Origin of the sequence: Hansschlegelia sp., assembly GCF_035538955.1 — a bacterium.
Lineage (GTDB): Bacteria > Pseudomonadota > Alphaproteobacteria > Rhizobiales > Methylopilaceae > Methylopila.
The window spans coordinates 419,759-445,128 of record NZ_DATLJK010000014.1; the positions used below are offsets into that span (position 1 = coordinate 419,759).

At 68.8% G+C, this 25,370-nt stretch carries 24 protein-coding genes and 1 tRNA gene; 10 read left to right on the forward strand and 15 right to left on the reverse strand.

Annotation, left to right across the window (positions count from 1 at the left end; all coding sequences use genetic code 11):
• Positions 1-80: 80 nt before the first annotated feature.
• Positions 81-404, reverse strand: coding sequence for a hypothetical protein (locus VM780_RS11405; RefSeq protein WP_325447394.1), 324 nt, complete (start codon positions 402-404; stop codon positions 81-83).
• Between the two features lie 72 nt (positions 405-476).
• On the opposite strand from VM780_RS11405, the gene VM780_RS11410 reads away from it, so the two are divergent.
• Positions 477-1,409, forward strand: coding sequence for a methionyl-tRNA formyltransferase (locus VM780_RS11410; protein WP_325447395.1), 933 nt, complete (start codon positions 477-479; stop codon positions 1,407-1,409).
• A gap of 8 nt (positions 1,410-1,417) precedes the next feature.
• Positions 1,418-1,837 (forward strand): DoxX family protein, encoded by a 420-nt coding sequence (locus VM780_RS11415; RefSeq protein ID WP_325447396.1) that lies wholly within the window; start codon positions 1,418-1,420, stop codon positions 1,835-1,837.
• 80 nt (positions 1,838-1,917) lie between these two features.
• On the opposite strand, the gene VM780_RS11420 is transcribed toward VM780_RS11415, so the two are convergent.
• From VM780_RS11420 to VM780_RS11450, 7 genes are all read right to left on the reverse strand, one after another.
• A tRNA-Glu gene (locus tag VM780_RS11420) sits at positions 1,918-1,992 on the reverse strand.
• A gap of 63 nt (positions 1,993-2,055) precedes the next feature.
• Entirely contained in the window at positions 2,056-2,724 is a 669-nt protein-coding gene (locus tag VM780_RS11425; protein WP_325447397.1) for an exopolysaccharide biosynthesis protein, read from the reverse strand.
• A 119-nt stretch (positions 2,725-2,843) separates the two neighbouring features.
• Positions 2,844-4,667: a single-stranded-DNA-specific exonuclease RecJ gene (gene recJ / locus VM780_RS11430; RefSeq protein WP_325447398.1), complete on the reverse strand. Its 1,824-nt coding sequence runs from the start codon at positions 4,665-4,667 to the stop codon at positions 2,844-2,846.
• Positions 4,668-4,753: 86 nt separating this feature from the next.
• Positions 4,754-5,719, reverse strand: a complete 966-nt coding sequence (glpX, locus tag VM780_RS11435) for a class II fructose-bisphosphatase (RefSeq protein ID WP_325447593.1) — start codon at positions 5,717-5,719, stop codon at positions 4,754-4,756.
• Positions 5,720-5,831: 112 nt separating this feature from the next.
• Positions 5,832-7,142 carry a homoserine dehydrogenase gene (locus VM780_RS11440; RefSeq protein WP_325447399.1) on the reverse strand — a complete coding sequence of 437 codons (1,311 nt, stop codon included), beginning with the start codon at positions 7,140-7,142 and terminating at the stop codon, positions 5,832-5,834.
• Positions 7,143-7,367: 225 nt separating this feature from the next.
• The gene (locus VM780_RS11445) at positions 7,368-8,585 is read right to left on the reverse strand and encodes an LL-diaminopimelate aminotransferase (RefSeq protein WP_325447400.1); all 1,218 of its coding nucleotides are present in this window, start codon (positions 8,583-8,585) and stop codon (positions 7,368-7,370) included.
• 116 nt (positions 8,586-8,701) lie between these two features.
• Entirely contained in the window at positions 8,702-8,950 is a 249-nt protein-coding gene (locus VM780_RS11450) for a hypothetical protein (RefSeq protein ID WP_325447401.1), read from the reverse strand.
• Between the two features lie 661 nt (positions 8,951-9,611).
• On the opposite strand from VM780_RS11450, the gene phaC reads away from it, so the two are divergent.
• Positions 9,612-11,348, forward strand: a complete 1,737-nt coding sequence (phaC, locus tag VM780_RS11455; protein WP_325447595.1) for a class I poly(R)-hydroxyalkanoic acid synthase — start codon at positions 9,612-9,614, stop codon at positions 11,346-11,348.
• A gap of 197 nt (positions 11,349-11,545) precedes the next feature.
• On the opposite strand, the gene argC is transcribed toward phaC, so the two are convergent.
• The 3 genes from argC to VM780_RS11470 all read right to left on the reverse strand — a co-directional run bounded on the left by argC (position 11,546) and on the right by VM780_RS11470 (position 15,013).
• Positions 11,546-12,598: an N-acetyl-gamma-glutamyl-phosphate reductase gene (argC, locus tag VM780_RS11460; protein WP_325447402.1), complete on the reverse strand. Its 1,053-nt coding sequence runs from the start codon at positions 12,596-12,598 to the stop codon at positions 11,546-11,548.
• A gap of 126 nt (positions 12,599-12,724) precedes the next feature.
• Entirely contained in the window at positions 12,725-13,708 is a 984-nt protein-coding gene (locus tag VM780_RS11465) for an MDR family oxidoreductase (RefSeq protein WP_325447403.1), read from the reverse strand.
• A 60-nt stretch (positions 13,709-13,768) separates the two neighbouring features.
• Positions 13,769-15,013 (reverse strand): MFS transporter, encoded by a 1,245-nt coding sequence (locus tag VM780_RS11470; protein WP_325447404.1) that lies wholly within the window; start codon positions 15,011-15,013, stop codon positions 13,769-13,771.
• Positions 15,014-15,267: 254 nt separating this feature from the next.
• Between VM780_RS11470 and nadA the strand changes: the two genes are divergently transcribed.
• From nadA to nadC, 3 genes are all read left to right on the forward strand, one after another.
• Positions 15,268-16,344, forward strand: a complete 1,077-nt coding sequence (nadA, locus tag VM780_RS11475; RefSeq protein WP_325447405.1) for a quinolinate synthase NadA — start codon at positions 15,268-15,270, stop codon at positions 16,342-16,344.
• A 113-nt stretch (positions 16,345-16,457) separates the two neighbouring features.
• On the forward strand, positions 16,458-18,071 hold the full coding sequence (locus VM780_RS11480) for an L-aspartate oxidase (protein ID WP_325447406.1): 1,614 nt from the start codon (positions 16,458-16,460) through the stop codon (positions 18,069-18,071).
• Complete coding sequence (nadC, locus tag VM780_RS11485) at positions 18,068-18,925, forward strand: carboxylating nicotinate-nucleotide diphosphorylase (protein ID WP_325447407.1); 858 nt, start codon at positions 18,068-18,070, stop codon at positions 18,923-18,925. Before VM780_RS11480 ends, nadC begins: the two co-directional genes overlap by 4 nt.
• 60 nt (positions 18,926-18,985) lie before the next feature.
• Here the strand turns inward: nadC and VM780_RS11490 are convergent, their stop codons facing one another.
• On the reverse strand, positions 18,986-19,408 hold the full coding sequence (locus VM780_RS11490) for an organic hydroperoxide resistance protein (protein WP_325447408.1): 423 nt from the start codon (positions 19,406-19,408) through the stop codon (positions 18,986-18,988).
• 160 nt (positions 19,409-19,568) lie between these two features.
• Between VM780_RS11490 and VM780_RS11495 the strand changes: the two genes are divergently transcribed.
• A complete protein-coding gene (locus VM780_RS11495; protein ID WP_325447409.1) occupies positions 19,569-20,018 on the forward strand; it encodes a MarR family transcriptional regulator in 450 nt (149 codons plus the stop codon).
• Between the two features lie 4 nt (positions 20,019-20,022).
• Here VM780_RS11495 and VM780_RS11500 read toward each other — a convergent pair whose 3' ends face one another.
• The 3 genes from VM780_RS11500 to VM780_RS11510 form a co-directional block, all read right to left on the reverse strand.
• Entirely contained in the window at positions 20,023-20,376 is a 354-nt protein-coding gene (locus VM780_RS11500; protein WP_325447410.1) for a hypothetical protein, read from the reverse strand.
• A gap of 11 nt (positions 20,377-20,387) precedes the next feature.
• Complete coding sequence (gene speB, locus VM780_RS11505; protein ID WP_325447411.1) at positions 20,388-21,371, reverse strand: agmatinase; 984 nt, start codon at positions 21,369-21,371, stop codon at positions 20,388-20,390.
• Between the two features lie 87 nt (positions 21,372-21,458).
• Positions 21,459-22,175 carry an adenosylcobinamide amidohydrolase gene (locus tag VM780_RS11510; RefSeq protein ID WP_325447412.1) on the reverse strand — a complete coding sequence of 239 codons (717 nt, stop codon included), beginning with the start codon at positions 22,173-22,175 and terminating at the stop codon, positions 21,459-21,461.
• Positions 22,176-22,199: 24 nt separating this feature from the next.
• Here VM780_RS11510 and VM780_RS11515 point away from each other — a divergent pair, with 24 nt between their 5' ends.
• The 3 genes from VM780_RS11515 (at position 22,200) to VM780_RS11525 (ending at position 25,365) form a co-directional block, all read left to right on the forward strand.
• On the forward strand, positions 22,200-22,961 hold the full coding sequence (locus VM780_RS11515; protein ID WP_325447413.1) for a DeoR/GlpR family DNA-binding transcription regulator: 762 nt from the start codon (positions 22,200-22,202) through the stop codon (positions 22,959-22,961).
• A gap of 87 nt (positions 22,962-23,048) precedes the next feature.
• Complete coding sequence (locus VM780_RS11520) at positions 23,049-24,032, forward strand: phosphotransferase enzyme family protein (RefSeq protein ID WP_325447414.1); 984 nt, start codon at positions 23,049-23,051, stop codon at positions 24,030-24,032.
• Positions 24,033-24,042: 10 nt separating this feature from the next.
• Complete coding sequence (locus VM780_RS11525; protein ID WP_325447415.1) at positions 24,043-25,365, forward strand: aspartate aminotransferase family protein; 1,323 nt, start codon at positions 24,043-24,045, stop codon at positions 25,363-25,365.
• The last annotated feature ends 5 nt before the right edge of the window (positions 25,366-25,370 follow it).

Consider the following 25,370-nt stretch of genomic DNA (forward strand, 5'->3'; position numbering starts at 1 on the left):
GCTTTTTTTGCGGCCGGGGCCGCCGGCTCAGCTACCCTCTGACGGGTAGGTCGAGACCACGAGGCTGACGCCGCACGCCCTCACCATCGCCGCAACGTCGGCCGGGACCTCTGCGCTTCGCGAAATTCTGTCTGCGGGAAGACAAACATCAGATCGAGCGTCGCCGCTCCGATGGCGCCCGACGCGATGAGCCGCCGGATCGTTTCGCCGTGACGACAGAAGAACCCCGCCACGCCGGTCCAGCCATCGTGTTCGGACACAGCATACTTGGCATAGGCGAGCCCATTGGCTCTCTGTCGCCCGTACTCGTAAAGCGGCGCTGATAAGGCGACCTTGATTTCGGCCTGGGACCGCGTGATGTCGGTCAGCCACAGCACGGCGCCGGCTGGTTCGAAAACGCTCACGCTTCAAATGCTCCGGCCGCCGTCATAGTCGCCGCTCTCGATTACCGGCGCCGAGAAATCGCGGAGAACCCGATGCGGATCGTCGTTCACGGCCAGCAGGCTTTTGGAAAAGCGGTGCTCGAGGCGCTGCTGGCGCGCGGTGAGGAGGTCGTCGCAGTCTATGTGGCGCCCGAGCAGGAGGGCCATAAGGCCGATCCGCTCAAGGAGGCGGCGCTCGCCGCGGGCCTGACGGTGCGTCAGCCCGCGTCCTACAAGGACGAAGCCGTCGTGGAGGAATTCCGGGCGCTGAAGCCTGATCTGCAGGTCATGGCCTTCGTCACGTTGTTCGTGCCGTCGGACTTCCTCAACGTCCCGACCCATGGGTCGATCCAGTACCACCCGTCCCTCCTGCCCGCCCATCGGGGCGGCTCATCGATCAATTGGCCGATCATCAAGGGCGAGGCCGAGACCGGCTTGTCGATCTTCTGGCCCGATGACGGGCTCGACACCGGCGACGTGCTTTTGCAGAAGACCACGCCGATCGGGCCGGAGGATACGCTCGGCTCGGTCTATTTTGACCGCCTGTTCCCGATGGGCGTGGAGGCGATTCTGGAGGCTGTCGATCTGGTCAAGGTCGGCAAGGCGCCGCGGATCAGGCAGGACGAGAGCCGGGCGAGCTATGAAGGTCTCTGCCGCAAGGGCAACGCCCGGATCGATTGGGGCAAGCCGTGGCAGCAGATCGACCGCCTGATCCGCGGCTGCAACCCCTCCCCCGGCGCCTGGACGACGCTCGAGGGCAAGGTCCTCAAGATCCTCGACGCGAAGCCGCTGCCGGCCAGGAGCCCGCAGGACATCGGGGGCAAGGTCGGCGAGATCGTCGCCATCGAGCCGGACGGCTTTTTGGTCGTCTGCGCCGATGGCCGGTTCCGGGTGACCCGCGTCCAGCCGGAAGGCGAAGCGAAGGCGCCGGCGGGCGACTGGGCCAAGTCGGCCAGCCTTGCGGCGGGCGCGCGGTTGGGAGCCTGAGGATCAGCATGGCCACGACGTCGCCTCCTCCGCCAGCCGGACGAACGAGCCGCGCCGCATGGACCGGGCGCGCGCTGAGCGGCCTCGCCATTCTGTTCCTGCTCGCGGACGGCGCGATGAAGCTTGTTCCGCTTCAGCCGGTCGTGGACGCCATGCAGGCGCTCGGCTGGCCTGCCGACCCGACCTTGCTGCGGCTCCTCGGGCTGGCCGAAATCGTTGCGACGCTGATCTACGCCTACCCGCCGTCCTCGGTGTTCGGCGCCGTGCTGCTGACGGCTTATCTCGGCGGCGCTGTCGCGAGCCACATTCGGGTCGGCAGCCCGCTTCTGACCCACGTGCTGTTCGGCGTCTGCCTCGGGGCCGTGGTTTGGGGCGGGCTTTGGGTTCGCAGTCCGGCGCTGCGGGACGTGCTCACCGGCAAGCGGTAGCGCGCGACAGGCGCCGACCCGCCTCCCCGCTCACAAGCGACGCGGCGACGCTCTGAGACTGACCGACAGCAAGGATGGAATGGCGCGCCCTACGGGAGTCGAACCCGTCTCTCCAGCGTGAAAGGCTGACGTCCTAACCGATAGACGAAGGGCGCGGCGGGGGGACGTATAGGGGGGTTGCGGCGCCCGGGCAAGACTGAAGCCTGCGGCGCGACCTCTCAGAGGCCGAAGAGCCGCAGCAACGGGCCCGCAAAGGTGTGGATACCCGCCAGGATGACCTTCCAGAGCGCCGCCATGATTCCGAAGCTGCCTGCGGCCGCCAGCCAACCGATCGCGATCGCCGCGCCGTCGGCTTCGATCATCCCGAGCGCAAAGGCCGAGATCGCAGCGGCGGGCGGCATGTTGCCGAACGGGATCGGCAGGAAGAGAATCAACGACAGCAGAAAACAGGCCGCGCCGGTGAAGCGGTCCGCGACCGGCGTCGTGAGCCACTGCGCCCGCGGCTTCAGCAGCCGCTCCAGCCGCATGATCCACGGAATGACCTTTTCGGTGAGCGTGCGAAAGTCCTCGCGACGCATCGACCGCTCGGTGATGAAGCGCGGCAGCCAGAGCACGGCGCGGCCAATCATCAGCTGGAAGGCGATGAACACCAGCGGCGCGCCCAGAATCGCTGAGGTGCCGGGCGGCATCGGCAAGGCGTTCGGAAGCGCGAACACCAGCAGCAACGCTCCGAACGCCCGGTCGCCGAACGCCTCAAGGATCGCCCCGACGCTGACGCGTTCATGATCGCTCTCGCCCAGCCGCCGCAAAACGTCCGAAAAGCCTCCGCCGGGCATCTGCGGCTGGCCTGCTCCCGAAAGGGGCTCGCTGCGGGCGTGATCGGACACGAGGCTCTTCGGCTAGGGGGGCTAATCTGCGGGAAGCGGCGCGACGCTATCCTGCGAACGTGTCGGACAGGTGGCGCAGCAAAGGGCCGGCGGCAATACGCGTGCGACGCACAAGCGCGTCAGAACTCTGCGCGCGCCGCGTCCACTATCCGAAGACAGACACGCTCCGAGCCGCCCCAGCGGTCGATCGTGAGCGAGCCGGCCGCATGAATCCGGCCGCCCCGGCTCGCCAGCAGCGCCCGGCCGAGGTCCGTCTCGGCCGCACGGAACGCCATCGCGCCCACGGCGGCGCCGTCGCCGGCGCGCAGCCGCAGCCGGATGTGTCCCTGGCCGACGACCTCAGCGGAAGCCACCGTATGCCCTGGCAGCGCCAGCAGCGGCTCCGGCGAGCCGGCGCCATATGGACCGGCCCGGTCAAGCTCGCGCACGAGGTCCGGCGTGGCCGCCGCCGCCGTCAGAGCGGCGTCGACCTTCAAGGCGCGTTCGCCGCGGGCGGCCGTCACGGCCGCCGCGAGACGCTCTTCGAGGAACGCCCGCAACGCGCCCAGCCGGTCCCGTCTGACGGTCACGCCGGCAGCCATGGCGTGGCCGCCCCCCTTGATCAGCAGACCCTCGCCGACAGCAGCCCGGACGGCCGCGCCGAGATCGACGCCTACGATCGAGCGCCCGGATCCGGTGCCGATCCCGTCGGCGGCGAACGCCACCGCAAAGGCCGGGCGGCGGTGCCGCTCCTTCAGCCGCGCAGCCACCAGCCCGACGACGCCGGGGTGCCAGCCTTCGCCGGAGACGACAGCGACGGCCGCGCCTTCCCCGTCGAGCCCCAGCGCCGAGAGCGCCTCGGCCTCCGCCTCCGCGAGCGTGGCGCGTTCGATCGCCTGCCGCTCGCCGTTCAGCCGATCGAGCTCGGCGGCGATGCGGGTCGCTTCGGTCTCGTCGTCGCACAGCATCAGCCGACAGCCGAGCCCTGCGTCCCCGATGCGACCTCCCGCATTGATCCGGGGGCCGAGCAGAAACCCCAGATGATAGGGCGCCGCCGGCCCGTCGAGCCGCGCCGCGTCCATGAGCGCGCGCAGGCCGAGACGCCGGCGCGAGCGCATCGCGATCAGACCCTTGGTGACGAAGGCGCGGTTCAGGCCGGTCAGCGGCACGACGTCGGCGACGGTGCCGAGGGCGACGAGATCGAGCGCCGCAAGAAGGTCCGGCTCACTGCCGCGAGCGGCCCAGAAACCGCGGCGGCGAAGCTCCCGCTGGGTGGCGACCAGCGTCATGAACACCACGCCGCAGGCCGCCAGGTGACCGAGACCGGAAAGGTCGTCCTGCCGGTTGGGGTTGACCAGCGCGTTTACGGGCGGAAGTTCGGCCCCGACCTGGTGGTGGTCGAGGACGACGACGTCCATCCCGCGGCGGCGGGCGTGCGCGAGCGCGTCGAAGCTCGTCGAGCCGCAGTCGACCGTGACCAGCAGCCGGGCGCCGCCGTCGGCAAGCATATCGATCGCTCCGACATTGGGCCCGTACCCTTCGAAGATGCGGTCGGGGATATAGGTCCGGACGTCGCCGCCGGCGTCGCCGACGAACCCTGCCAGCAAGGCCGCGGAGGTCGCGCCGTCGACGTCATAATCGCCGAACACAGCGATCGCTTCGCGGCGTTCGATCGCATCGGCGAGCCGGGCGGCGGCCGGCTCCATATCCGTCATGCAGGACGGGTCCGGCATCAGCCCGCGAAGCGACGGGTCTAGGTAAAGCGGAGCCTCCGCGCTTGCGACGCTCCGCCCTGCGAGCACACGCGCGAGCAGCTCCGAATGGCCGTGGTCGCGCACGATCTCGGCCGCGGCGGCGCGGCCACGCGCGTCCAGCCGGTCGCGCCAGAGCCGACCGTCGAAGGAGGCTTCGACGCCGAGAAACGCGTCGCCGCGCGGGAAAGCGGAGCGAAGAGCGGCGGTCATTCAGGCGATCGTCTCGTCACACCCGCCGAATCGCGGCGAGGCTCGGACACCGTTGGTACCCGAGAAGCCCGCAGCCGCCCAGCCGCTCAGGCCCGGTCGAACCGCTCCGTCATCCGGTGCTCCGAGCGTATCCGCCGGCAAGCGCCCGTGGAGTGGCGCATCACGATCGTCTCGGTGACGATCCCCTTCGGTCCGAAGCGGACGCCGGCCAGCATGCCGCCGTCGGTGACCCCGGTCGCGGCAAACAGCACGTCGCCTGCGGCCATATCGGCCACGCCGTAGACGCGCCGAGGATCGCTGATGCCCATCTCGCCCGCGCGCCGGCGGCTGTCCGGGTCGTCAAGCAGGAGGCGGCCCTGCATGAAGCCGCCGAGGCATTTCAGCGCCGCGGCCGCGAGCACGCCCTCAGGCGCGCCGCCGACGCCCAGATAGATGTCGACGCCGGTGTCGTGCGGGTTCGTCGCGTCCACCACGCCTGCGATGTCGCCGTCCGTGATCAGCCGCACCGCCGCGCCCGTCGCGCGGATCGCCTCGATGAGCTTGGCGTGGCGCGGCCGGTCGAGCACGCAGGCGGTGATCTCGCCGACCGCGACGCCCTTGGCCGCTGCGAGCCTGCTGATGTTCTCAGCGGGAGGCGCGTCCAGGTGAACCGTGTCTTCGGGGTAACCGCGCCCGATGGCGATCTTGTCCATGTAGACGTCTGGTGCGTTGAGCAGCGTGCCGGGCTCGGCGAGCGCGATGGCGGTGATCGCGTTCGGTTGATCCTTGGCGCACAGGGTCGTGCCCTCGAGCGGATCGAGCGCGATGTCGAAGCGCGGACCGGCCGGATCTCCGACCTCCTCGCCGATGTAGAGCATCGGAGCGGCGTCGCGCTCGCCCTCGCCGATCACCACCGTGCCGTGGATCGGGAGCGCGTTCAGCATCCGCCGCATGGCGTCGACCGCGGCCTGATCGGCCGCCATCTCGTCGCCGCGCCCCCTGAGCCGAGCGGCCGCCACGGCCGCTTGCTCCGTGACACGAACCACCTCGATGACCAACGACCGGTCGATCATCTCATGGAGAGAGAGAGACTTCGTCGCCGCGCCCCGAAGGGACACGACGGAGCGTCGCGCAGCGCCCGCTTTAGCCATGACGTTTCCTCGGCGCGTCGTTGCGCGCTCCGCCTCAACGCTTCTCGATTCGTATCACTTGAGGCGCTCCATCGATATGGCCGTCCGCCTCGATCGCGTCCAGCGCCACGCGCAGCGCAGCCTCGTTGGTAGCGTAAGTGATTAGCACCACTGCGACAGGATCCGGGCTCGGCCGATCGAAGTCCGGCTCCCGCCCCCGCTGGACGATGCTGCGCAGTGAGATGCCCTGCTCGGCCATGCGGGTGGCGATCGCCGCGGCCGCGCCGGGCCGGTCGAGGACCGAGAGACGGATATAGTAACCGCCATGATGGGTGCCCATCGGCGCCCGCTTCGGCACGGCCAGCTCCGCCGCCGGCACGCCGAACACCGGCAGTTTGGCGCCGCGGGCGATATCCACGATGTCTGCGATCACCGCGGAGGCGGTTGCGTCACCGCCGGCCCCCGGGCCCGCGAGCACGAGGGCGCCGACCGCGTCGCCATCGATCTCGACAGCGTTGGTGACGCCATCCACGCGGGCGATGGCGCTGTCCTTCGGCAGCATGGAGGGGTGCACCCGAAGCTCGATGCCGGCTTCGCTCTGCGTGGCCACCCCGAGCAGCTTGACGCGAAAGCCGAGCTCCTCGGCCATCGCGAGATCGAACGGCGTGATAGAGGCGATGCCCTCGACATAGATGCCGTCGGGATCGATCTGGACGCCGAAGGCGAGGGCGGCGAGCAGCGCGAGCTTGTGAGCGGCGTCGAACCCGCCGATGTCGAAGGTCGGATCGGCCTCGGCGTAGCCGAGGCGCTGGGCGTCGGCGAGGCATTCGGCGAAGCCGATGCGATCCTTCTCCATGCGCGTCAGTATGTAGTTGCACGTGCCGTTCAGGATGCCGAACACGCGGCTGACGCTGTTGGCGGTCAGGCCCTCGCGCAGGGTCTTCACGATCGGGATCCCGCCTGCGACTGCCGCCTCGAAAGCGATGGTCACGCCCGCCGCCTCGGCGCTCAGCGCGAGGGCCACGCCGTGCTTGGCGAGCAGAGCCTTGTTGGCGGTGACGACCGGGCGGCCTGCGCCGATCGCGGTCTCGACGCAGGATCGCGCCGCGCCCTCGGCGCCTCCGACCAGCTCCACCACGAGGTCGACGTCGCGGGAGCGCGCAAGCTGGCTCGGATCCATGTGCCAGGCGACGTTCAACAGATCGAGGCCGCGATTGCGGGCCTTGTCGCGGGCGGAGACCGCCGTCACCACGATCGGGCGGCCGGCGCGCGCCGCGATCTGCTCCGCCTTGGCGGAGAGGATGCGGACAACCGAGGCGCCGACGGTGCCGAGACCGGCGACGCCGACTTTGAGAGGTTCGGCCATGAGGCTGTTCCGTTCAGAGGCAGAGGGACGTGGCGGACCGCCACGGCAGGCCGAGCATCGAAGCGCATCCGCGGGGGACGCTCCTCAGCATCAGGCGGCGAAAAGCCGTCGGCGAACGCGCCTCATGCTGAAGAGCCCTGGCGTCGAACCAGGGCGTCTCGAAGCATGCAGCGCGTCCGCGCGGCTATTGCTTCAGGGCTGGCGCGCGGGCGTCCCGGCCTTCACTCACCGGGCCGCTGCGAGCGGGACGACGTTGTGCAACGTATCGTCCGCCGTTTCAAGAAACCGCCGGATCGAGCGCGCGGCCTGGCGGATGCGATGCTCGTTCTCGACCAGCGCGATGCGAACGAAGTCGTCGCCATGCTCGCCGAAGCCGATGCCGGGCGCGACGGCCACGGACGCCTTCTCCACCAGCAGCTTGGAGAATTCGACGCTGCCGAGCGGCCGGAACTTCTCCGGGATGGGGGCCCAGGCGAACATCGAGGCGCGCGGCGACGGCACCGGGAAACCGGCCCGACCGAACGATTCGACCAGCGTGTCGCGGCGCTTGCGGTAGATTTCACGCGCCTCGACGATGCAGTCGTCCGGCCCGTTCAGCGCGGCTGAAGCCGCAACCTGGATCGGCGTGTAGGCGCCATAGTCGAGATAGGATTTCACGCGGGCGAGCGCCGCGATCAGCCGCTCGTTTCCGACCGCAAAGCCCACGCGCCAGCCTGGCATCGAATAGGTCTTCGACAGCGAGGTGAACTCGACCGCAACGTCGAACGCCCCGGGAACTTGCAGGATCGAGGGCGGCGGCGCGCCGTCGAAGTAGATCTCCGAATAAGCGAGGTCGGAGAGCACGAACAAATCGTGCTGCTTCGCGAAGCGGATGACGTCCCTGTAGAAATCGAGGTCCGCCACCTCCGCGGTCGGATTGGACGGATAGCAGGTGATGATGGCGATCGGCTTCGGGATCGAATGGATCACCGCGCGCTCAAGCGCGCGAAAGTAATCCGGTCCCGGAGTGGCCGGCACGTTGCGGATGACGCCGCCAGCCATCAGGAAGCCGAAAGCGTGGATCGGATAGCTCGGGTTCGGAGCCAGCACCACGTCGCCCGGCGCGGTGATGGCCTGCGCCATATTGGCGAAGCCTTCCTTGGAGCCGAGCGTCGCGACGATCTGCGTCTCCGGGTCGAGCTTCACGCCGAACCGTCGAGCGTAATAGGCCGCCTGCGCGCGCCTGAGGCCCGGAATGCCCTTGGAGGTCGAGTAGCGGTTGGTCCGCGGCTTCGTCACCGCTTCGACGAGCTTGGCGTTGATGTGCTCCGGCGTCGGCAGGTCCGGATTGCCCATGCCGAGATCGATGATGTCGGCGCCGGCCTTGCGTGCGGCGGCCTTCACCCGGTTCACCTGTTCGAACACGTAAGGCGGCAGGCGGCGAACGGAGTGAAATTCGGACATGGCGGCGCGTTTCGCGATTGGAGCGGCTAGAGCAGCCGAGTCTCAACCCAATATCTTACGGGCCGATTGCGATCAAACCCGGGCGTCGCGCCTGTCGCCCCAAAGGCGGCTAAAGCCTAGCGGCTCGACCGGGACTGCCGCTTGCCCGCAAGCAGATCGGCCTGGAGCCGCTTCTGCTCCTCAGCCGTCTTGAGCTTGCTGTGGGCGTCCGGCTGAGTGCGATAGACGTTCGGGTACGGCAGGTCGGCAGGCGGGGGCGGCAGCCCCCGATCGCCCTTCGGACCGTAGGGTCCGCACGCCTGCAGGCCGGCAGCGCCGACGCCGACAATGAGCGCGGCGCGAAAGAGCTTCCCTGGCAGGGTCATCGGCGCGTCTCTGGCGAAAGAATGAGGGTCGAAACAGATAGCGAGGCCCGCTGGCCGTGGCGTCCCGAGCGGCTTGCGCCTATTGTCACGGGAACAAGACTTGAAGCAACCCACGGACGCGTCTGGGCGGCGACATCACCGTGGTTTCGAGGGAAGGACAGCCCGCATGGCCCGGAGCGTCGTGAGCCGATCCCCGACCAAGCAGGTCGAGGCTGTCTCACGTCCGGCGAAGGCGCCCAGACGTCGCGCGGAGCCGGACACGCCCAAATCGCAGCCGAAGAGTGTGACGCCGGAGGCAGGACCGGCGCGCACGCCGCCGAAGCAGCGCTCCGGCGACGCGCCCAAAACGGTTCGCGCCAAGCCGAAGCCGCGCGAGGCGGCTGCGGAGGGCAAGACCCCGAAAAAACCTGCTCGTTCTGTCAAGAAGACCTCCGCGGACAACACGCGCGGCGTGGCGGCCGCCCGTCGCGAAAATGCCCGCGCCGCTCGCGCCGCCTGGTCGGAGACGCACAAGAACACGTCTGCCCCTGAGGAGGAGACAAGCTCCCGAGCCACCGGGCCGGGGGCCGGGGACGAGCGGACGCAGGGCGGCGGCGCCGGTAGCGGCGGGCACCAAGAATCTCTCTTCCTCACCCCGGAGGTCGAGGCGTTCGCGACCAACATGGCGCGACTCTGGGAAGAGAGCGGACGCGCCGTGTCGGCCTATATGCGGCCGCGTGAGAGCGGCGCCAAAGGCTCTGCGGGCGCGAACGAGGTGATGGATGTCGTAAAGACGCTCGGGCAGGTCGCCGAGCGCTGGCTGGCCGATCCCGGCCGCGTGGCGGAGGCCCAGCGGGCCTTCACGGGCGGCTTCCTCGATCTCTGGGCGGGAACGCTGCGGCGCTTTTCGGGCGAAGCCGCCGAGCCGGTCGTCCAGCCTGACCCAAAGGACCAGCGCTTCCGTGACCCGGAGTGGTCCGAGCACCCCGCCTTCGACTTCCTCAAGCAGGCCTATCTGCACGCCTCACGCTGGGCGGAGCGGATGGTCGACGAGGCCGAGGAGCTCGACCCGCACACCCGGCAAAAGGCGGCCTTCTACGTGAAGCTGCTGTCGAACGCCGTCTCGCCTTCGAATTTCGTTCCGACGAACCCGGAGCTGATCCGGGAGACGCTCGCGAGCAAGGGCGAGAATCTGGTGCGCGGCATGCGGATGCTGGCGGAGGATATCGCCGCCGGCGAAGGCGACCTGCGCATCCGGCAGACCGATCCGACCAGCTTCGAGGTCGGCCGAAACCTTGCGCTGTCGCCCGGCAAGGTCGTCTACCGCGGCGAGCTGTTCGAGCTGATCCAGTATTCGCCGGCGACCGAGATGGTCCGCACGCGACCGATCGTGATCGTCCCGCCATGGATCAACAAGTTCTACATTCTCGACCTGACGCCTGAAAAAAGCATGATCAAATGGTGCGTCGAACAGGGGCTCACCATCTTCTGCGTGTCTTGGGTCAATCCGGACAGGCGGCACGCGCAGAAGAGCTTCGAGCACTACATGCGTGAAGGGATCATGCGGGCGGTCGACGTCGCGCGCGAGATCTGCGGCGTCGAGAAGGTCGACACTGTCGGTTACTGCGTGGGCGGCACGCTGCTCGCGATCACCCTCGCCTACATGGCCGCGACCGGCGACGAGCGGATCGCGAGCGCGACCTTCATGACCGCCCAGGTAGACTTCACCGACGCCGGCGACCTCAAAGTGTTCGTGGACGAGGATCAGATCGCCGCAGTCGAGGCGCACATGGCGCAGACCGGCTACCTCGAAGGCGCGCGAATGGCGAACGCCTTCAACATGATCCGGTCGAACGACCTGATCTGGCCCTATGTCGTGAACAACTATCTGAAGGGCAAAGCGCCCTTCCCGTTCGACCTGCTCTATTGGAACTCGGACGCGACGCGGATGCCGGCCGCGAACCATTCGTTCTATCTGCGCGGCTGCTACCTCAACAACGATCTCGCGGAAGGCCGCATGGAGATCGGCGGCACGAAGCTCGACCTGAAGAAGGTCACCGTGCCGACCTATAATCTCGCGACGCGCGAAGACCATATCGCTCCGGCGCGATCGGTCTTTCTCGGAGCGCAGCTGTTTGGCGGGCCGGCGCGCTTCGTGCTCTCCGGCTCCGGCCACATCGCCGGCGTCGTGAACCCGCCGGCGCGCATGAAATACCAGCACTGGGTCGGCGAGGAGCCGCGCGGAAGGCTCTCGGACTGGTTTGCCCAGGCTGAGGAGCGCCCTGGCTCCTGGTGGCCGGACTGGCGGGCCTGGCTCGCCGCTTTGGACGCGACGATGGTCCCGGCGAGAACGCCCGGCGACGGTCCCTATCCCGCGATCGAGGACGCGCCGGGCTCCTACGTGAAGGTCAGGGCGTAACGCTCTGACGGTCCGCCGTTTCAGCGAACCATTGCGTAAGCGAGCGCCCCCGCGAACACGCCGAACATCGAAAGCACGGCGGCGACGACGATGACCGATTCAAGTGGCATGGCGGTGTCCTCTCACAAGCGAGGCGAACACCATCGGCGCGGATCCGGACGGGCGCTTTGATCCGCGTCAAAGTCCGGAAGGCGGGCTCACGGGAACAGGGCGAACTGGCCGAGCCCTTCGGTCTCGTCGAAGCCGCAGACCAGGTTCATGTTCTGCACCGCCTGACCCGAGGCGCCCTTCACCAGATTGTCGAGCGTCGAGATCACGATGGCCCGGTCCGGGCCGCGGTCTGCGATCACGCCGATCTGGACGTTGTTTGAGCCGCGCACGTGCCGTGAGTGCGGAACCTTGCCGAATGGCAGGACCTGCACGAACGGCTCGCCCCAGTAGGCGGTCGCCAGCGCCGCGTGCAGCGCCTCGGCCGTCGCGCCCGCCTCGAGCGTCACGGTGATCGTCGCATAGATGCCACGGTTCATCGGGAGCAGCATCGGCGTGAACGTCGCCCGCGCTGCGCGTCCCGCGGCCTTCTCGTACTCCTGGTCGAGCTCGGCAGTGTGGCGATGCCGCCCCACCCCGTAGGCGTGCACGCCCTCCGACACCTCAGAGAACAGCATCTCCTCCTTCGCGCCCCTTCCCGCCCCCGACATGCCGGTCGCCGAGGTGATGACGATCTGATCCGGATGAATCAGCCGTTCCCGCAGCAGCGGAACGATCGGGAGGATCGACGTCGTGGAGTGGCACCCGGGGTTGGCCACAAGCCGCGCGCTTCTGATCGCTTCCCGGTTCAGCTCCACGAGCCCGAAGGCCGCCTCCTGCTGAAGCTCGAGCGCCTGATGCGGATGGCCGTACCATTCCTCATAGGCCGCGGGATCAGCCAGGCGGAAATCCGCCGACAAATCCACAATCTTGAGCGAAGGCTTGCGCCCGATCAGATCGGCGATCACCTGCTGCGTCGTGCCGTGCGGCAGAGCGCAGAAGACCAGATCGACGGCGTCGATCTCGAGCTCGCCGATCGTCGTCAGGCGCGGGAGGTCCACGCCGGCAAACTGCGCGAAGACGTCGCCTACCGCCTGGTCGGCCTTGCGGTCCGCCGTCAACGCCACGATGCGGACATGAGGGTGCCGCAGCAGAAGGCGGATCAGCTCGGCGCCTGTGTAGCCGGAGGCGCCGAGGATGGCGACGTTGACGGGCTCAGTCATTTTTCGTGCCTTGCATCACAGCGGCATGTGAGGACGGACGTCTATACGCGTTTCGCCAGACGCGCACGCGTGGCTCCAAGCCGCTTCAGGAAGCGCGGCCCCTCTCGGAGCAACGGCCTCGTGGGCTCAGATTTCGACCACCACGCGGCCTCGCACCTTGCCGTCCAGAATGGCTTCCGCTGTCGGGATGATGTCGTCGAAGCCGATCGTCCTGGTCATCGCCGCCAGCTTGTCGCGGTCAAGATCGCGGGCGAGCCGGCTCCAGGCTTCAACACGGATCGGCTTCGGCACTGTCACGCTGTTGATGCCGAGCAGCGACACGCCGCGCAGGATGAAGGGCGCGACGCTGGTCGGCAGGTCCATTCCGGCCGCAAGCCCGCAGGCCGCCACCGCGCCGCCCGCCATGGTCTGGGCGATCGCATTCGCCAGCGGCACCGAGCCGACCGAGTCGATCACGCCGGCGAACCGCTCCTTCTGGAGCGGCTTGCCAGGAGCGGCGAGTTCCTCGCGCGGCAGAATCGAGGAGGCGCCGAGGCCACGGAGGTAGTCCGCCTCCTCGGTCCGTCCGGTCGAGGCCACGACCTCGTAGCCGAGCCTGGCGAGCAGCGCGACCGCGACCGAGCCGACGCCTCCTGATGCGCCGGTGACCAGGACCGGCCCCCGTTCGAGCGTCACGCCGTGCCGCTCGAGCGCCATGACGCAGAGCATCGCCGTATAGCCGGCCGTGCCGACCGCCATCGCTTCTGCGGCCGTCATGTTCGCCGGCAGCGGCACGAGCCAATCCGACTTCACCCGCGCCACTTCCGCGTAACCTCCGAGATGGGTCTCGCCGACGCCCCAGCCGTTGAGGATGACCTCGTCTCCCTCGCGGAACTCGGGGCTGGTCGAGGACATCACCCGCCCGGCGAAGTCGATGCCGGGAATCATCGGGAAGCGGCGAACCACCGGGGACTTGCCGGTGATCGCGAGCCCGTCCTTGTAGTTCACCGTCGAGTGCGAGACGCGGACCACCACGTCGCCGTCCATCAGATCCGCTTCGTCGAAATCGACGGCGGAGATCGTCTGGCCCGTCTCGGCCTTGTCGATGCGCAGAGCGCGGAAGGTGGACATTGGTTCCTCGATCGCTGGCTTCGGGCTCGCGGGCCTAGATAGGGGCGGCGAGCCTCTGCGTCACGCCGCGGCCGCCGAGGAAGCGGCGAGCCGCGCCACCGGCCGCTCGCGGATCGGCAGATTGATCAGCCCGGACATGATGCTCAAGACGATCGCGATCTGCCAGACGAGGTCATAGGAGCCTGTGCGCTCATAGAGCGCGCCGCCGAGCCAGACGCCTGCGAAGGAGCCGAGCTGATGGCTGAAGAAGGCGAAGCCATAGAGCATGGTGAGGTATCGCGGCCCGAACATCGTCGCGACGAGACCGGAGGTCGGCGGGATGGTCGAGAGCCAGAGCAGGCCGATCCCCGCCCCGAAGGCGAGCGCGCTTGCGGGCGTCACCGGCAGAAACACGAACGCCGAGATCAGCGCCGCCCGGGCGAAGTAGATCGCCGCCAGCAGGCGGCGCTTCGGCATGCGGCCGGACAGGACTCCCGAGCCGAGCGAGCCCGCAATGTTGAACAATCCGATCAGAGCAAGCGTCCAGCCGCCGACCGAGGGCGAGATGTGCTTGTCGAGCAGGAACGGCGGGAGGTGCGCGGTGACGAAGGCGAGATGGAAGCCGCAGGTGAAGAAGCCGGCCACCAGCAGCCAGTAGCTCGGCGTGCGGAACGCTTCGCCGAGGGCCTGGCGGATCGACTGGTTCGCGGCGACCGGGCCACTAGTCCCCGGGTGCAAGGCGCGGGTCGCGAGCGGCAGCGAGAGCGGCACGACCAGGAGCATCAGCGCCGCGAAGACGAGCACGGTGGTCTGCCAGCCATAGGCGGAGATCAGCGCCGCCGCGAAAGGCGTGAACAGAAACTGCCCGAGGGAGCCCGCGGCGGTGCCGAGGCCGTAGCCGATGGTGCGCCACTCCTCCGGCAGAAGCTTGCCGAAGGCGCCGATCACGATCGAGAACGAAGCCCCGGAGAGCCCGAGCCCGATCAGCGCGCCGGCCGTGACGTGCATCGCGCCGGGCGAAGCCGAGAGCGGCATCAGCGCAAGGCCCGCGGCGTAGAGCAGTCCGCCCGCCGCCAGCACGCGGCGCGTGCCAAAGCGGTCGGCCACCGCGCCCGCGAAAGGCTGGCCGATGCCCCAGAGCAAATTCTGGATGGCGAAAGACAGCGCGAAGACGTCCCTTCCCCAGCCGTTCGTCTCGGAGATCGGCGTGAGTAAAAGACCAGCCGTCGCCCGCGGGCCGAAGGTGAGGCAGGCGATCGCGCAGCCGCACAGAATGACCAGCAGCGTAGCCGGACCCCTGGAACTCTGAAGCGGACGGTCCGTCATGGCGGTCTCGGAGCTTGGCGCTGCGCCTGGTTGCGCTGCACCAATAAAACCAAACATGCCTCAGATGTGATGAAACTGCGTGATCCCGATCATCTCGGATCGAGATGGCCGCCCAAGTCGCCCAGAGGCGAAGCGCCGGATGATCGACCGCGCCAATGCATATTTAACCGGCGCCGGGGCTTCAAATCTGGCCCTCGGGCAACTATCATAGTTATGCTCGAAATGAGCATAACAGGCACGTTCCGGAGGACGCCATGTCCCCTTCCGCCGCCACGCTCCTGAAGCCCGCCGCCACATCCGGCGGGGCTCCCCGGCGCTTCGCCCCTGTGGCCGCGCCGTCGCTGGAATGGACGCCCGCCGTCGAAGCGGAGACCGCGCACCTCTACGAACGCGTCAAAGCCGTCATTCCGCCCGTCGAGTGGCCGTTCTTCGCGCCTTACGTCAAGGCGATCAACGAGCTGAAGCGGGTCCGCAACGCCGTCATTCTGGCGCACAACTACCAGACGCCGGAGATCTACAACTGCGTAGCGGACGTCGTCGGCGACAGCTTCCAGCTTGCGCGCGAGGCGACCAAGACGGACGCCGAGGTGATCATTCAGTGCGGCGTGCACTTCATGGCCGAGACCTCGAAGATCCTGAACCCGGACAAGACGGTGCTGATTCCCGACAGCCGCGCCGGCTGTTCGCTCGCCACCTCCATCACTGCCGCCGATGTGCGCGCGCTTCGCGAAAAGCATCCCGGCGTGCCGGTGGCCGTCTATGTGAACACCACCGCCGAAGTGAAGGCCGAAGCTGACATTTGCCTGACCTCCGGCAACGCCGTTCAGGTCGTGGAGTCGCTCGGGGCGCCCGAGGTGATGGTCCTGCCCGACCAGTATCTCGCCGCCTGGATCGCCTCGCAGACCAAGGTGAAGATCATCAGCTGGCATGGCGCCTGCGAGGTGCATGAGCGGTTCACGGCGGAGGAGCTCCGGTCCTATCGCGCGGACAATCCCGGGATCACGATCCTCGCCCATCCGGAATGCCCGCCGGACGTGCTGGCGGAAGCGGACTTCACCGGCTCAACGGCGAAGCTCGCCGACTACGTGAAGCAGCGGAAGCCGAAGAAGGTGGCGCTGATCACCGAGTGCTCGATGGCCGACAACGTCATGGCGGACGCGCCGGAGACCGAGTTCATCAAGCCCTGCAACCTCTGCCCGCACATGAAGCGGATCACGCTGCCGGCGATCCTCGACTCGCTGCTGCACATGCGCGACGAGGTGATCGTCGACCCGGCGATCGCCGCCCGCGCGCGCTTGAGCGTCGAGCGGATGGTGAACCTGAAGATCTGAGCGGCCAAGGCGCCCCGGCCGAGCGAGAGCCGGGGCGTTCCGATCCAGACAGCGCTTCATCCTCGCGACGATCCCGCGTCGGTCTCGGCCGTCCGGGATGACGGGTGAAATCCATGACTGACGCCCCTGACCTCGTAGATCTGGACGATCTCGCTCCCCTGTCCTGGCGCGGCGTCGACGACGTCGTGATCGTCGGCGGCGGCCTGGCGGGGCTGTTCTGCGCGCTGAAGCTCAGTCCGCGGCCGGTGACGGTGATCGCCGCCGCCCCGCTCGGAGCCGGGGCTTCCTCGGCGTGGGCGCAGGGCGGCATCGCGGCCGCGGTCGGGCTTGGAGACAGCGCGGAGGCGCACGCCGCCGACACCATTGCGGCGGGCGCCGGCATCGTGGATCCAGCCATCGCGGCGCTCATGACCCGCGAGGCTCCCGCGCGCATCGCGGACCTGCTCGCTTACGGCGTGCCGTTCGACCGCGACCTGGAGGGCAAGCTCCTGCTGTCGCGGGAGGCCGCGCATAGCGAACGCCGGATCGTCCGCGTCAATGGCGACCTTGCCGGCAAGGCCATTATGGCGGCGCTGGTGACGGCGGTCCGCAACACGCCGTCGATCCGCGTGCTCGAAGGCTTCGTTGCGGAAGACCTTGTCATGGACGGGCGCTTCGTGGCGGGCGTCGTCGCGCGCCCGCTTTGCGACCATGCCGCCCAGCCGCTCCATCTGCCGGCGCGCGCGGTGGTCCTGGCTTCGGGCGGCGTTGGGCACCTCTACGCCGTCACGACCAACCCGGTGGAGGCGCGCGGCGGCGGCCTCGCCATGGCGGCGCGCGCCGGCGCGCTGCTGGCCGACCTCGAATTCGTGCAGTTCCACCCGACCGCGATCGCGATCGGGCGCGACCCCGCGCCGCTCGCGACAGAGGCGCTGCGCGGCGAAGGTGCGATCCTGGTCGACCGCGCGGGCAGGCGCATCATGGAAGGCGTTCACCCCGACCTCGACCTCGCGCCGCGCGACATCGTGGCCCGTGCAGTCTACCAAGCGGCGCGCGCCGGCGGCGCCTTTCTGGACGCGCGCGAGGGGATCGGCGCGCGTTTCGCCGAGCGCTTTCCGACCGTCTATGAGACGTGTCGCTCCGCCGGGATCGATCCCGCGGCGGAGCCCATCCCGGTCGCTCCGGCTGCGCACTACCACATGGGCGGCGTCTTCGTGGACGCGAACGGCCGCGCCTCGCTGGACGGCCTCTGGGCATGCGGCGAGGCCGCCTCGACAGGCGCGCACGGCGCCAACCGCCTGGCGTCCAATTCGCTGCTCGAGGCTGTCGTGTTCGGGGCGCGGATCGCCGAGGACATCCTCGGCGTCGTTCCCGCCGCCCCGGCGCCAGCCCGCCTGCCCGCAGCGCGCGCCCTCGGGAGCGTCAAGGCCGACGACGCCGCCGTCGCAACCCTGCGGCGGTGCATGACCGAGGCCGTCGGTGTCGTGCGCGACGGCGGACGCCTCCGCGGAGCGATCGGCGCGGTGGACCGCCTCAGGCGAGAGGCCGCCAGCGCCGACCTCCGGAATATGGCGACGAGCGCGCTTCTCATCGCAGTCGCCGCCGAACGCCGAAAAGAGAGCCGCGGCGCGCATTTCCGCTCCGATTTTGACGCGCCTGTCGAAGCGCTGGCGCGCCGGTCGACGCTGACGCTCGCCGACGCGCTGACGGAGCTCGAGCCGCTCGCGCCTCAGCTGGCCGCCTCGTGAGCCTGCCGGCTCCGCTTGACCAGATCGCGGTCCGGCGCGCGGTTGAGGCTGCGCTCGCCGAGGATCTCGGCCGCGCCGGCGACATCACCAGCGCGGCGACCATTCCGGGGAGCGCCGCCGCGCGGGTCGTGATCGCGGCGCGGCAGCCCGGTCGGCTCGCCGGCCTGCAGCTCGCGGCGGCCGCCTTCCAAGCGCTTGATCCCGCGATCTCATTCGAGCCCGAGGTCGAAGACGGCGCCCGGCTCGGGCCTGGCGACGTGATCGCACGCATCGTGGGCCCCGCGCGCGCCGTTCTGTCCGCCGAGCGCACTGCCCTGAACTTCCTTGGCCACCTCTCCGGGGTCGCGACCGAGACTGCGCGCTACGCCGATCTCATCGCCCACACCCGAGCCCGGATCTGCTGCACGCGGAAAACCACGCCGGGGCTGCGGATTTTTGAGAAATATGCGGTGCGGTGCGGCGGCGGATCGAACCACCGCTTCGGGCTCGACGACGCGATTCTGATCAAGGACAACCACATCGCGGTCGCGGGCGGCATCGAGGCTGCGCTACGCGGGGCGAAGGCCTCGGCCGGTCACCTGGTCAAGATCGAGATCGAGGTGGATACGCTCGATCAGCTCGATCGCGTCATCAGGGAAGGCGCAGACGTTGTGCTGCTCGACAACATGCCGCCGCCCATTCTTCGGGAGGCGGTCATGCGGATCGGCGGCAGGATGCTTGCGGAAGCGTCCGGCAATGTGTCGCTCGACACGGTCGCAGCCATCGCCGAGACCGGCGTTGACCTGATCTCGGTCGGGCGCATCACCCATTCGGCGGCGACGCTCGACCTCGGCCTCGACATCGCGCTCGGCTGAGCCTTCCTCACGATAGGGAGCGTCCGGCTCACGGCTTGCGCGAGCCGGACGCCTGAGGCGTTACGCGACCGAAACGTCCACATCCGCGCCGACCTTGGCGAGGTTCGAATAGGGGCACACCACGTGCGCCTTGGCGGCGAGTTCCTCAGCCTTGGCGCGGTCGAGACCGGGAATCGTGACCTTGATCGCGAGGGTGAGGCCGAAGCCCTGCCCGTCATCGCGCTGCCCGATGCCGACCTTGGCCGCGACGGTCGTGTCGTCCGGGATCTTCACCTTCTCCTTGGAGGCCACGAACTTCAGCGCGCCGAGGAAGCAGGCAGAATAGCCGGCGGCGAAGAGCTGCTCCGGATTGGTGCCGGCGCCGCCGGGGCCGCCGAGCTCCTTGGCCGTCACGAGATCCACCTTGAGGTTGCCGTCCGTGGTGGCGGCAGTTCCCGTGCGACCGCCCGTGGCGACGGCTTCCGTCTGGTAGAGCGCCTTCATGTCTGTCTCCTCAGGTGCGCGGCGACCCATCGGCCGCCCGGTTTCGATGAGGCAAAATTCATTATCGCGATATCTTTTTCAAGCGATCCTGCGCGCATGACTGCCATGCAGATCATTATCGCGATATGGATTATATTAGCTCCGCCCTCGGAGACGGAACGTGCCCCCTTCGCCAAGCCTAAAGCTGCAGGACCAGCTCTGCTACGCCGTCTATTCGGCCGCGCTGGCCATCAATCGCGCCTATAAGCCCGCGCTCGACGATCTCGGCCTGACCTACCCGCAATACCTTGCCATGCTGGTGCTGTGGGAGCGTGACGGCTTGGCGGTGAAGGAGATCGCAGACCGGCTGATGCTGGAATCGAGCACGCTCACACCGCTGCTCAAGCGACTTGAAGCCGCCGGATTGGTCGTTCGCCGCCGCAGCGCGGAGGACGAAAGGCAGGTGCTGGTCGAACTGACCGACGCAGGGCGCGCCCTTCAGGAGCGGGCGGCGTGCGTGCCGACGACCATGCTTGCGGGCTCAGGCCTGAAGGTCGACGACCTCAGAAGGCTGAACCGCGAAATCCGCGCGCTGCGAGATTCCCTCGCCGCCCATACGGAGGTCGCCTGAGGGTTCAGGGCGCGACGCCGTATTTCCGCTGCAGCTCGCCCCAATAGGTCTCGCGTTCGACGCCGCCGAGGCTCTTCAGCCGCTTGCTCTCCTCGGGCGTGATTGTCACGAGCCGGTAACCGCGCGACCTCAGGCAGGCGAAGCGCTGGCTGAACCGGTCGGTCGCGGGCCCGAAGCCGGGACCGACCCCGTCGCCGATGACGATGCTCGCGCGGCTCTCCGATTCCTCGGCGCAGGACAGTTCGTCCGCATTCGCCTCCCCCGGACCCGCCCCGCGCTTCATCCAGAGCTTTTCGCCCGCGCAGCCACAGAGCGCGAAGGCGAGGACGAGCGCGGGCATGGCGCAGGCAGGGCGCACGGGCATCCTCTTCAGAGCGTCACGGCCTTGCCCGCCCGCTTCCGCTCGGCGAGCAGGCCGAGATAGACCTGCGCCATGGTGCAGCCGGCGAGCGCCGTGATGCCCGCATGGTCATAGGGCGGCGACACCTCGACGACATCGAAGCCCTTGAGATCGAGAGCGCCAAGCCGCCTCAGGCAGGAGATCGCGAAGCTCGAGGAGACCCCGCCGCAGACCGGCGTGCCGGTGCCGGGAGCGAAAGCCGGGTCGAGGCAGTCGATGTCGAAGGTCACGTAGGCCGGCGCGTCCTCGACATGGCCGAGGATGCGGCTCGCCGTGGCGAGCGGCCCGAGTTCCTGGGCCAGAAGGCTGTCGACGATCGAGATGCCGAAATCCTGCGGCGCGTTGGTGCGGATGCCGATCTGGATCGAGCGCTCCGGCACGATGAGCCCTTCACGCACGGCGCGGGTGATCATCGTCCCGTGGTCAATGCGGCTGCCGTCATCGTCCCAGGTGTCCTGGTGCGCGTCGAACTGCACCAGCGCCACGGGCCGTCCGATGCGAGCGACCAGCGCCTTCAGCACCGGGTAGGTGAGGAAGTGATCGCCGCCGAGGGTGACAAGATGCGCCCCGGTCGCAAGCCGTGCGGCGGCCTGCGCCTCGATCGCGGCAGGCATCTGGTCGATCCTGCCGTAGTCCAGCGAGCAGTCGCCGGTATCCGCGACCGCGAGATCGCCGAAGATGTCGAACTGGAACGGATAGGTCGGGTCCCCGACATTGATCGTCGAAGCCTCGCGGATGGCGCGCGGGCCAAAACGCGTCCCGGGGCGATTGGAGACGGAGGTGTCGAGCGGGACGCCCCAGACAGCGACGTCGAAACCCTCGGCCGAACGCGCATAGGGCCGGCGCAGGAAAGAGACGGCGCCGGCGTAGTTCGACTCGATGGACTCGCCATACCGCGGCGAGGCGTCGAGCGCATCATCGACAGGACGAGGGAACAGCGGATCTTTGGCCATGGATCTCACGGATGACGTCGGCGCGGCCGCCTCGTCAGCCGCGCATCAAGCTGATTAGCAGCGCCCGATCCGGATGACGATAGCCGCTCACGGGCGGCGCTCGGCGATCCAGTCCCGTCCGGCGGCGGCCACCGCCTCATAGACCGCGGCCGCCAGCGCACGCCCCACCTCGGTATGAAGCCCGGCGAACGGCTCGGCCGACTCCCCCTCGGGGGCGGCGACCACGATGCAGTCGGTGCCGGTGCCGGTCGCTGTCTCGCCGCCGACCGGCCAGGCGAGGTCGATGATCGCCGCGGTTCGCGCCTCTGCGGCGATCGACAGCGCCTCGATCAGCGCCGTCTGCGTCAGCGGCGTGGACACGGCCGCCAGCAGGTTGATCGTTCCGGGACCCGCGTCGGCATGAGGCGCGAGGGAGCCGGCGCGGGAGGCGTTGTTCAGACCGACCGTCGCAAGGCACTGCGCCGTCGTCTGTCCGGTCGTCGCTGCCCCTGTTCGGGCGGCGCTGACGTCGCGCGACGTCATCATCGCCACCGCGTCCTCCAGCTCGGCCTCCGAAAGGCGTTTGCGCAGCAGCGCGAAAGCATCGACCTCGAGCGTCAGATCCGACCGCCGGACCTCTAGCCAGGCGACCCGGCCCGCCGTCTGGAATCCGGGCCGCGCCATCGCCCAGCTCAGCATCGCCTGAGGGCGTTCAAAGCTCGCGATCAGGAGCGGCCTCTCGCAGCGCGCCGTAAACAGCGTCGCCGGGTCGACCGCGTTCTGAGCCTTCTCGGACGCCACGGCCGGCGGCGTGCTATCGTTCATCTCCCCTCCCGGCATGTCCGACGCATGAAGCTTTCGAAATCCTCCCGACATTCGCAGATCCTGACGCAGATCACCCAGACGCCAAGCCTGCGGGTGGCCGAGCTCGCGGCGCGGATGGGCGTCTCGACCGAAACGATCCGGCGCGACCTCGACGAGCTGACGAGCCAGGGGCTCGTGAACCGCACTTACGGCGGCGCCGTGCGGACGCCAAGCACCGAGCCTTCCGTGGGCGAGCGCCACGCCTTGTTCGTCGCCGAACGGGAGCGGATCGCGCGCGCGGCTTCCGCCCTCGTCCGCCCGGGCAGCCTGGTGATGATCGGCGCCGGCGCCACCACCACCCACGTGGCGCGACGGATCGCGGTGGAGCACAAGGGGCTGACCGTGATCACGCACTCGTTCGGGGTCGCAACCGTCCTCGCGCTCAACCCGACGATCACGGTGTTGATGGCGCCCGGCGCCTACCTTCCAAGCGAAGGCGCCACGGTGGGAGCGCACGCCACGCGCTTCATCAACGAGTTCTCGGCCGATCTCGCGATTCTCGGAGCGAGCGGCCTGACTGGCGAGGGCGCGTCCGACGCGCTGCTCGAGCCGGCCGCCGTCTATGGGGCGATCGCGCGCCGCGCAGGCGAGACCATGGTGGTCGCCGACCACTCGAAGTTCAACCGGATGTTCGCGGCCCGCTACGCCTCCTGGCGCGAGATCGGGACGGTGGTGACCGATGCGGCTCCGACCGGGGCTCTGGCGGAATCGCTCTCGCGCCACAGGGTCGAGGTCGTCACGGCCTGAGCCGCTCATGTGGCGGATCGCTCAACTTATGTTGCATTCGCCACATCGGCATGGGATGTCTCGCAGGGTTCTGCGGCGAGATCTTCCATGTATGACGACGCTTTCCTGTCGCGGCTCGAGAACAGGCTGCGCGAGGCGCTGCCCGGCTGGGGACTGGCTCCGGATGCGCCGCTCCGCCTGCTGACGATCTCCGAGAACGCCACTTTCCTGGCTGAAGACGACAGCGGCGCGCCCGTCGTGTTCCGGGTCCACCGGCCGGACTATCACCGCAGGGACGAGATTCGATCCGAGCTCGCCTGGGTCGAGGCGCTGCGCGCGAACGGCGTCGCCGCGACGCCTGAGCCTTTGCGGATGAAGAACGGCGACCTGCTCGGAGGCTTTGACGACGGCGGGCACTGGCGCAACGTCGCGGCCTTCGAGTTCATGAGCGGCCGCGAGCCGGAGCCCGGGAGCGACCTTGCGCCGTGGTTCCGGGCGCTCGGCAAGATCACCGCGGGCCTTCATCAGCATGCCCGCGGTTGGCGGCCCGCGGCCGGCTTCGCGCGCAAGACCTGGGACTTCGATGCGATGCTGGGCGACCGGCCGCTTTGGGGCGACTGGCGCCACGGCCTCGGGCTCGATGCGCAAGGCCACGCAGTGCTCGAACGCGCGGCGAACGTGTTGAAGTCTCGGGTCAGCGCCTATGGCGCCTCCGCCGACCGGTTCGGGCTGATCCATGCCGATCTGCGGCTCGCCAATCTGCTGGTCGACGGCGATCGGCTCGGCGTCATCGACTTCGACGACTGCGGCTTCTCCTGGTTCCTGTACGATTTCGCGGCGGCCGTGAGCTTCATGGAGCACGAGCCGTTCATCCCCGAGCTCGAAGACGCCTGGCTCAGCGGCTACGCCTCGGTCGCGCCGGTCTCCGCCGAGGACCGCGCCATGATGCCGACCTTCCTCCTGCTCCGCCGCATCCTGCTCACGGCTTGGGTGGCGTCTCGCTCCGAGACGCCGACAGCGCAGGCCATGGGGATTCCGTACACGCATGGCAGCGTCGAGCTGGCGGAGCGCTATCTCACGGCCGAAGGCTGAGGAGGCGACTATGACGGCAGCCGTTGGCCAGCGCATCCTCGCCCTGAACGCCTTCGACGCATCGCGTCCCAAGGGCGATCTGCCAGCCGCGACGCAGGCTCTCCTGCAGCGGCGCCAGAAGGCGTTCGGGCCGACTTCGGTGCTGTTTTACGAACGCCCGCTCCACCTCGTATCGAGTGACGGGGTTTGGCTTCAGGAAGCGGACGGGACGCGCTACCTCGACGTCTACAACAACGTCCCCTCGGTCGGGCACTGCAACCCGCGCGTCGTGCGGGCGATCTCCGAACAGGCGGCGAAGCTCAACATCCACACCCGCTATCTCTACGACGTCGTCCACGACTATGCGGACCGGCTGCTGGCGACGTTCCCGGCCGGCCTCGACAAGGTCGCGTTCACCTGCACGGGCAGCGAGAGCAACGATATGGCGTTGCGGATCGCCGCGATCGCCACCGGCAAGTGCGGCTTCGTGGTGACCGAGAGCGCTTATCACGGCAACACATGGGCGGTGACGGAGATCTCCCCCTCCTCGCGTCCAGGCCAGCCGCTCGCCCCGCATGTGCGTTCGGTGCGGGCGCCGATCGGCGACGGCGACGTCGCAGCGCGGCTCGAGGAAGATCTCAAGGCGGCGATCGCGAGCCTGGAGGCTGATGGACACGGGTTCGCGGCTTTCATCGCGGACACGATCTTTTCAAGCGACGGCGTGGCCGCGGACCCGGCAGGCTTCCTGGCCCCCGCGGCCGCGGCCGCCCGCGCCGCCGGGGGGCTGTTCATCGCAGACGAGGTTCAGCCGGGATTTGGTCGCACCGGCCATCGGATGTGGGGCTTCGAGCGCCACGGCGTGACGCCCGACGTCGTGACGATGGGCAAGCCGATGGCCAACGGCATTCCGCTTGGCGGCGTGGTGTCGCGGCTCGACCTGATGCGGGAGTTTGCTGAGAGCGCCGGCTACTTCAACACTTTCGGCGGCAATCCGGTGGCCAGCGCCGCCGGGCTCGCCGTACTGGCCGAGATCGAAGAACGCGGGCTGATCAGCAACGCGGCCGACGTGGGTGGCCACATCCTATGCGGCCTGCGGGAGCTCGCCGGCCGGCATGAGGCGATCGGCGACGTGCGCGGCGCCGGGCTCTATCTCGGGGTCGAGTTCGTCGCAGACGGCGCCCCCGCCCCGCAGGTCGCGAGCCGCGTCATCAACGGCCTGCGCGATCGGCACATCCTGATCGGGGCTGCGGGCCGACACGGCAACGTGCTGAAGATCCGCCCGCCGCTGATCTTCGAGCGCCAGCACGCCGACCTCCTGATCGAGGCTCTGGATGCGGTGCTCACGGCGCAATGAGACTG

What these genes read in the sequence shown, in the direction of transcription:
- recJ (WP_325447398.1), bottom strand. Translation starts at nt 4,667, where the DNA reads ATGACCGCCGCTCTTCGCTCCGCTTTCCCGCGCGGCGACGCGTTTCTC.
- VM780_RS11450 (WP_325447401.1), bottom strand. Translation starts at nt 8,950, where the DNA reads ATGACCCTGCCAGGGAAGCTCTTTCGCGCCGCGCTCATTGTCGGCGTC.
- glpX (WP_325447593.1), bottom strand. Translation starts at nt 5,719, where the DNA reads ATGATCGACCGGTCGTTGGTCATCGAGGTGGTTCGTGTCACGGAGCAA.
- argC (WP_325447402.1), bottom strand. Translation starts at nt 12,598, where the DNA reads ATGACTGAGCCCGTCAACGTCGCCATCCTCGGCGCCTCCGGCTACACA.
- VM780_RS11515 (WP_325447413.1), top strand. Translation starts at nt 22,200, where the DNA reads ATGAAGCTTTCGAAATCCTCCCGACATTCGCAGATCCTGACGCAGATC.
- VM780_RS11490 (WP_325447408.1), bottom strand. Translation starts at nt 19,408, where the DNA reads ATGAAGGCGCTCTACCAGACGGAAGCCGTCGCCACGGGCGGTCGCACG.
- VM780_RS11525 (WP_325447415.1), top strand. Translation starts at nt 24,043, where the DNA reads ATGACGGCAGCCGTTGGCCAGCGCATCCTCGCCCTGAACGCCTTCGAC.
- speB (WP_325447411.1), bottom strand. Translation starts at nt 21,371, where the DNA reads ATGGCCAAAGATCCGCTGTTCCCTCGTCCTGTCGATGATGCGCTCGAC.
- VM780_RS11510 (WP_325447412.1), bottom strand. Translation starts at nt 22,175, where the DNA reads ATGAACGATAGCACGCCGCCGGCCGTGGCGTCCGAGAAGGCTCAGAAC.
- phaC (WP_325447595.1), top strand. Translation starts at nt 9,612, where the DNA reads ATGGCGCGACTCTGGGAAGAGAGCGGACGCGCCGTGTCGGCCTATATG.
- VM780_RS11470 (WP_325447404.1), bottom strand. Translation starts at nt 15,013, where the DNA reads ATGACGGACCGTCCGCTTCAGAGTTCCAGGGGTCCGGCTACGCTGCTG.
- VM780_RS11465 (WP_325447403.1), bottom strand. Translation starts at nt 13,708, where the DNA reads ATGTCCACCTTCCGCGCTCTGCGCATCGACAAGGCCGAGACGGGCCAG.
- VM780_RS11415 (WP_325447396.1), top strand. Translation starts at nt 1,418, where the DNA reads ATGGCCACGACGTCGCCTCCTCCGCCAGCCGGACGAACGAGCCGCGCC.
- VM780_RS11480 (WP_325447406.1), top strand. Translation starts at nt 16,458, where the DNA reads ATGACTGACGCCCCTGACCTCGTAGATCTGGACGATCTCGCTCCCCTG.
- VM780_RS11440 (WP_325447399.1), bottom strand. Translation starts at nt 7,142, where the DNA reads ATGGCCGAACCTCTCAAAGTCGGCGTCGCCGGTCTCGGCACCGTCGGC.
- VM780_RS11520 (WP_325447414.1), top strand. Translation starts at nt 23,049, where the DNA reads ATGTATGACGACGCTTTCCTGTCGCGGCTCGAGAACAGGCTGCGCGAG.
- VM780_RS11445 (WP_325447400.1), bottom strand. Translation starts at nt 8,585, where the DNA reads ATGTCCGAATTTCACTCCGTTCGCCGCCTGCCGCCTTACGTGTTCGAA.
- nadA (WP_325447405.1), top strand. Translation starts at nt 15,268, where the DNA reads ATGTCCCCTTCCGCCGCCACGCTCCTGAAGCCCGCCGCCACATCCGGC.
- VM780_RS11410 (WP_325447395.1), top strand. Translation starts at nt 477, where the DNA reads ATGCGGATCGTCGTTCACGGCCAGCAGGCTTTTGGAAAAGCGGTGCTC.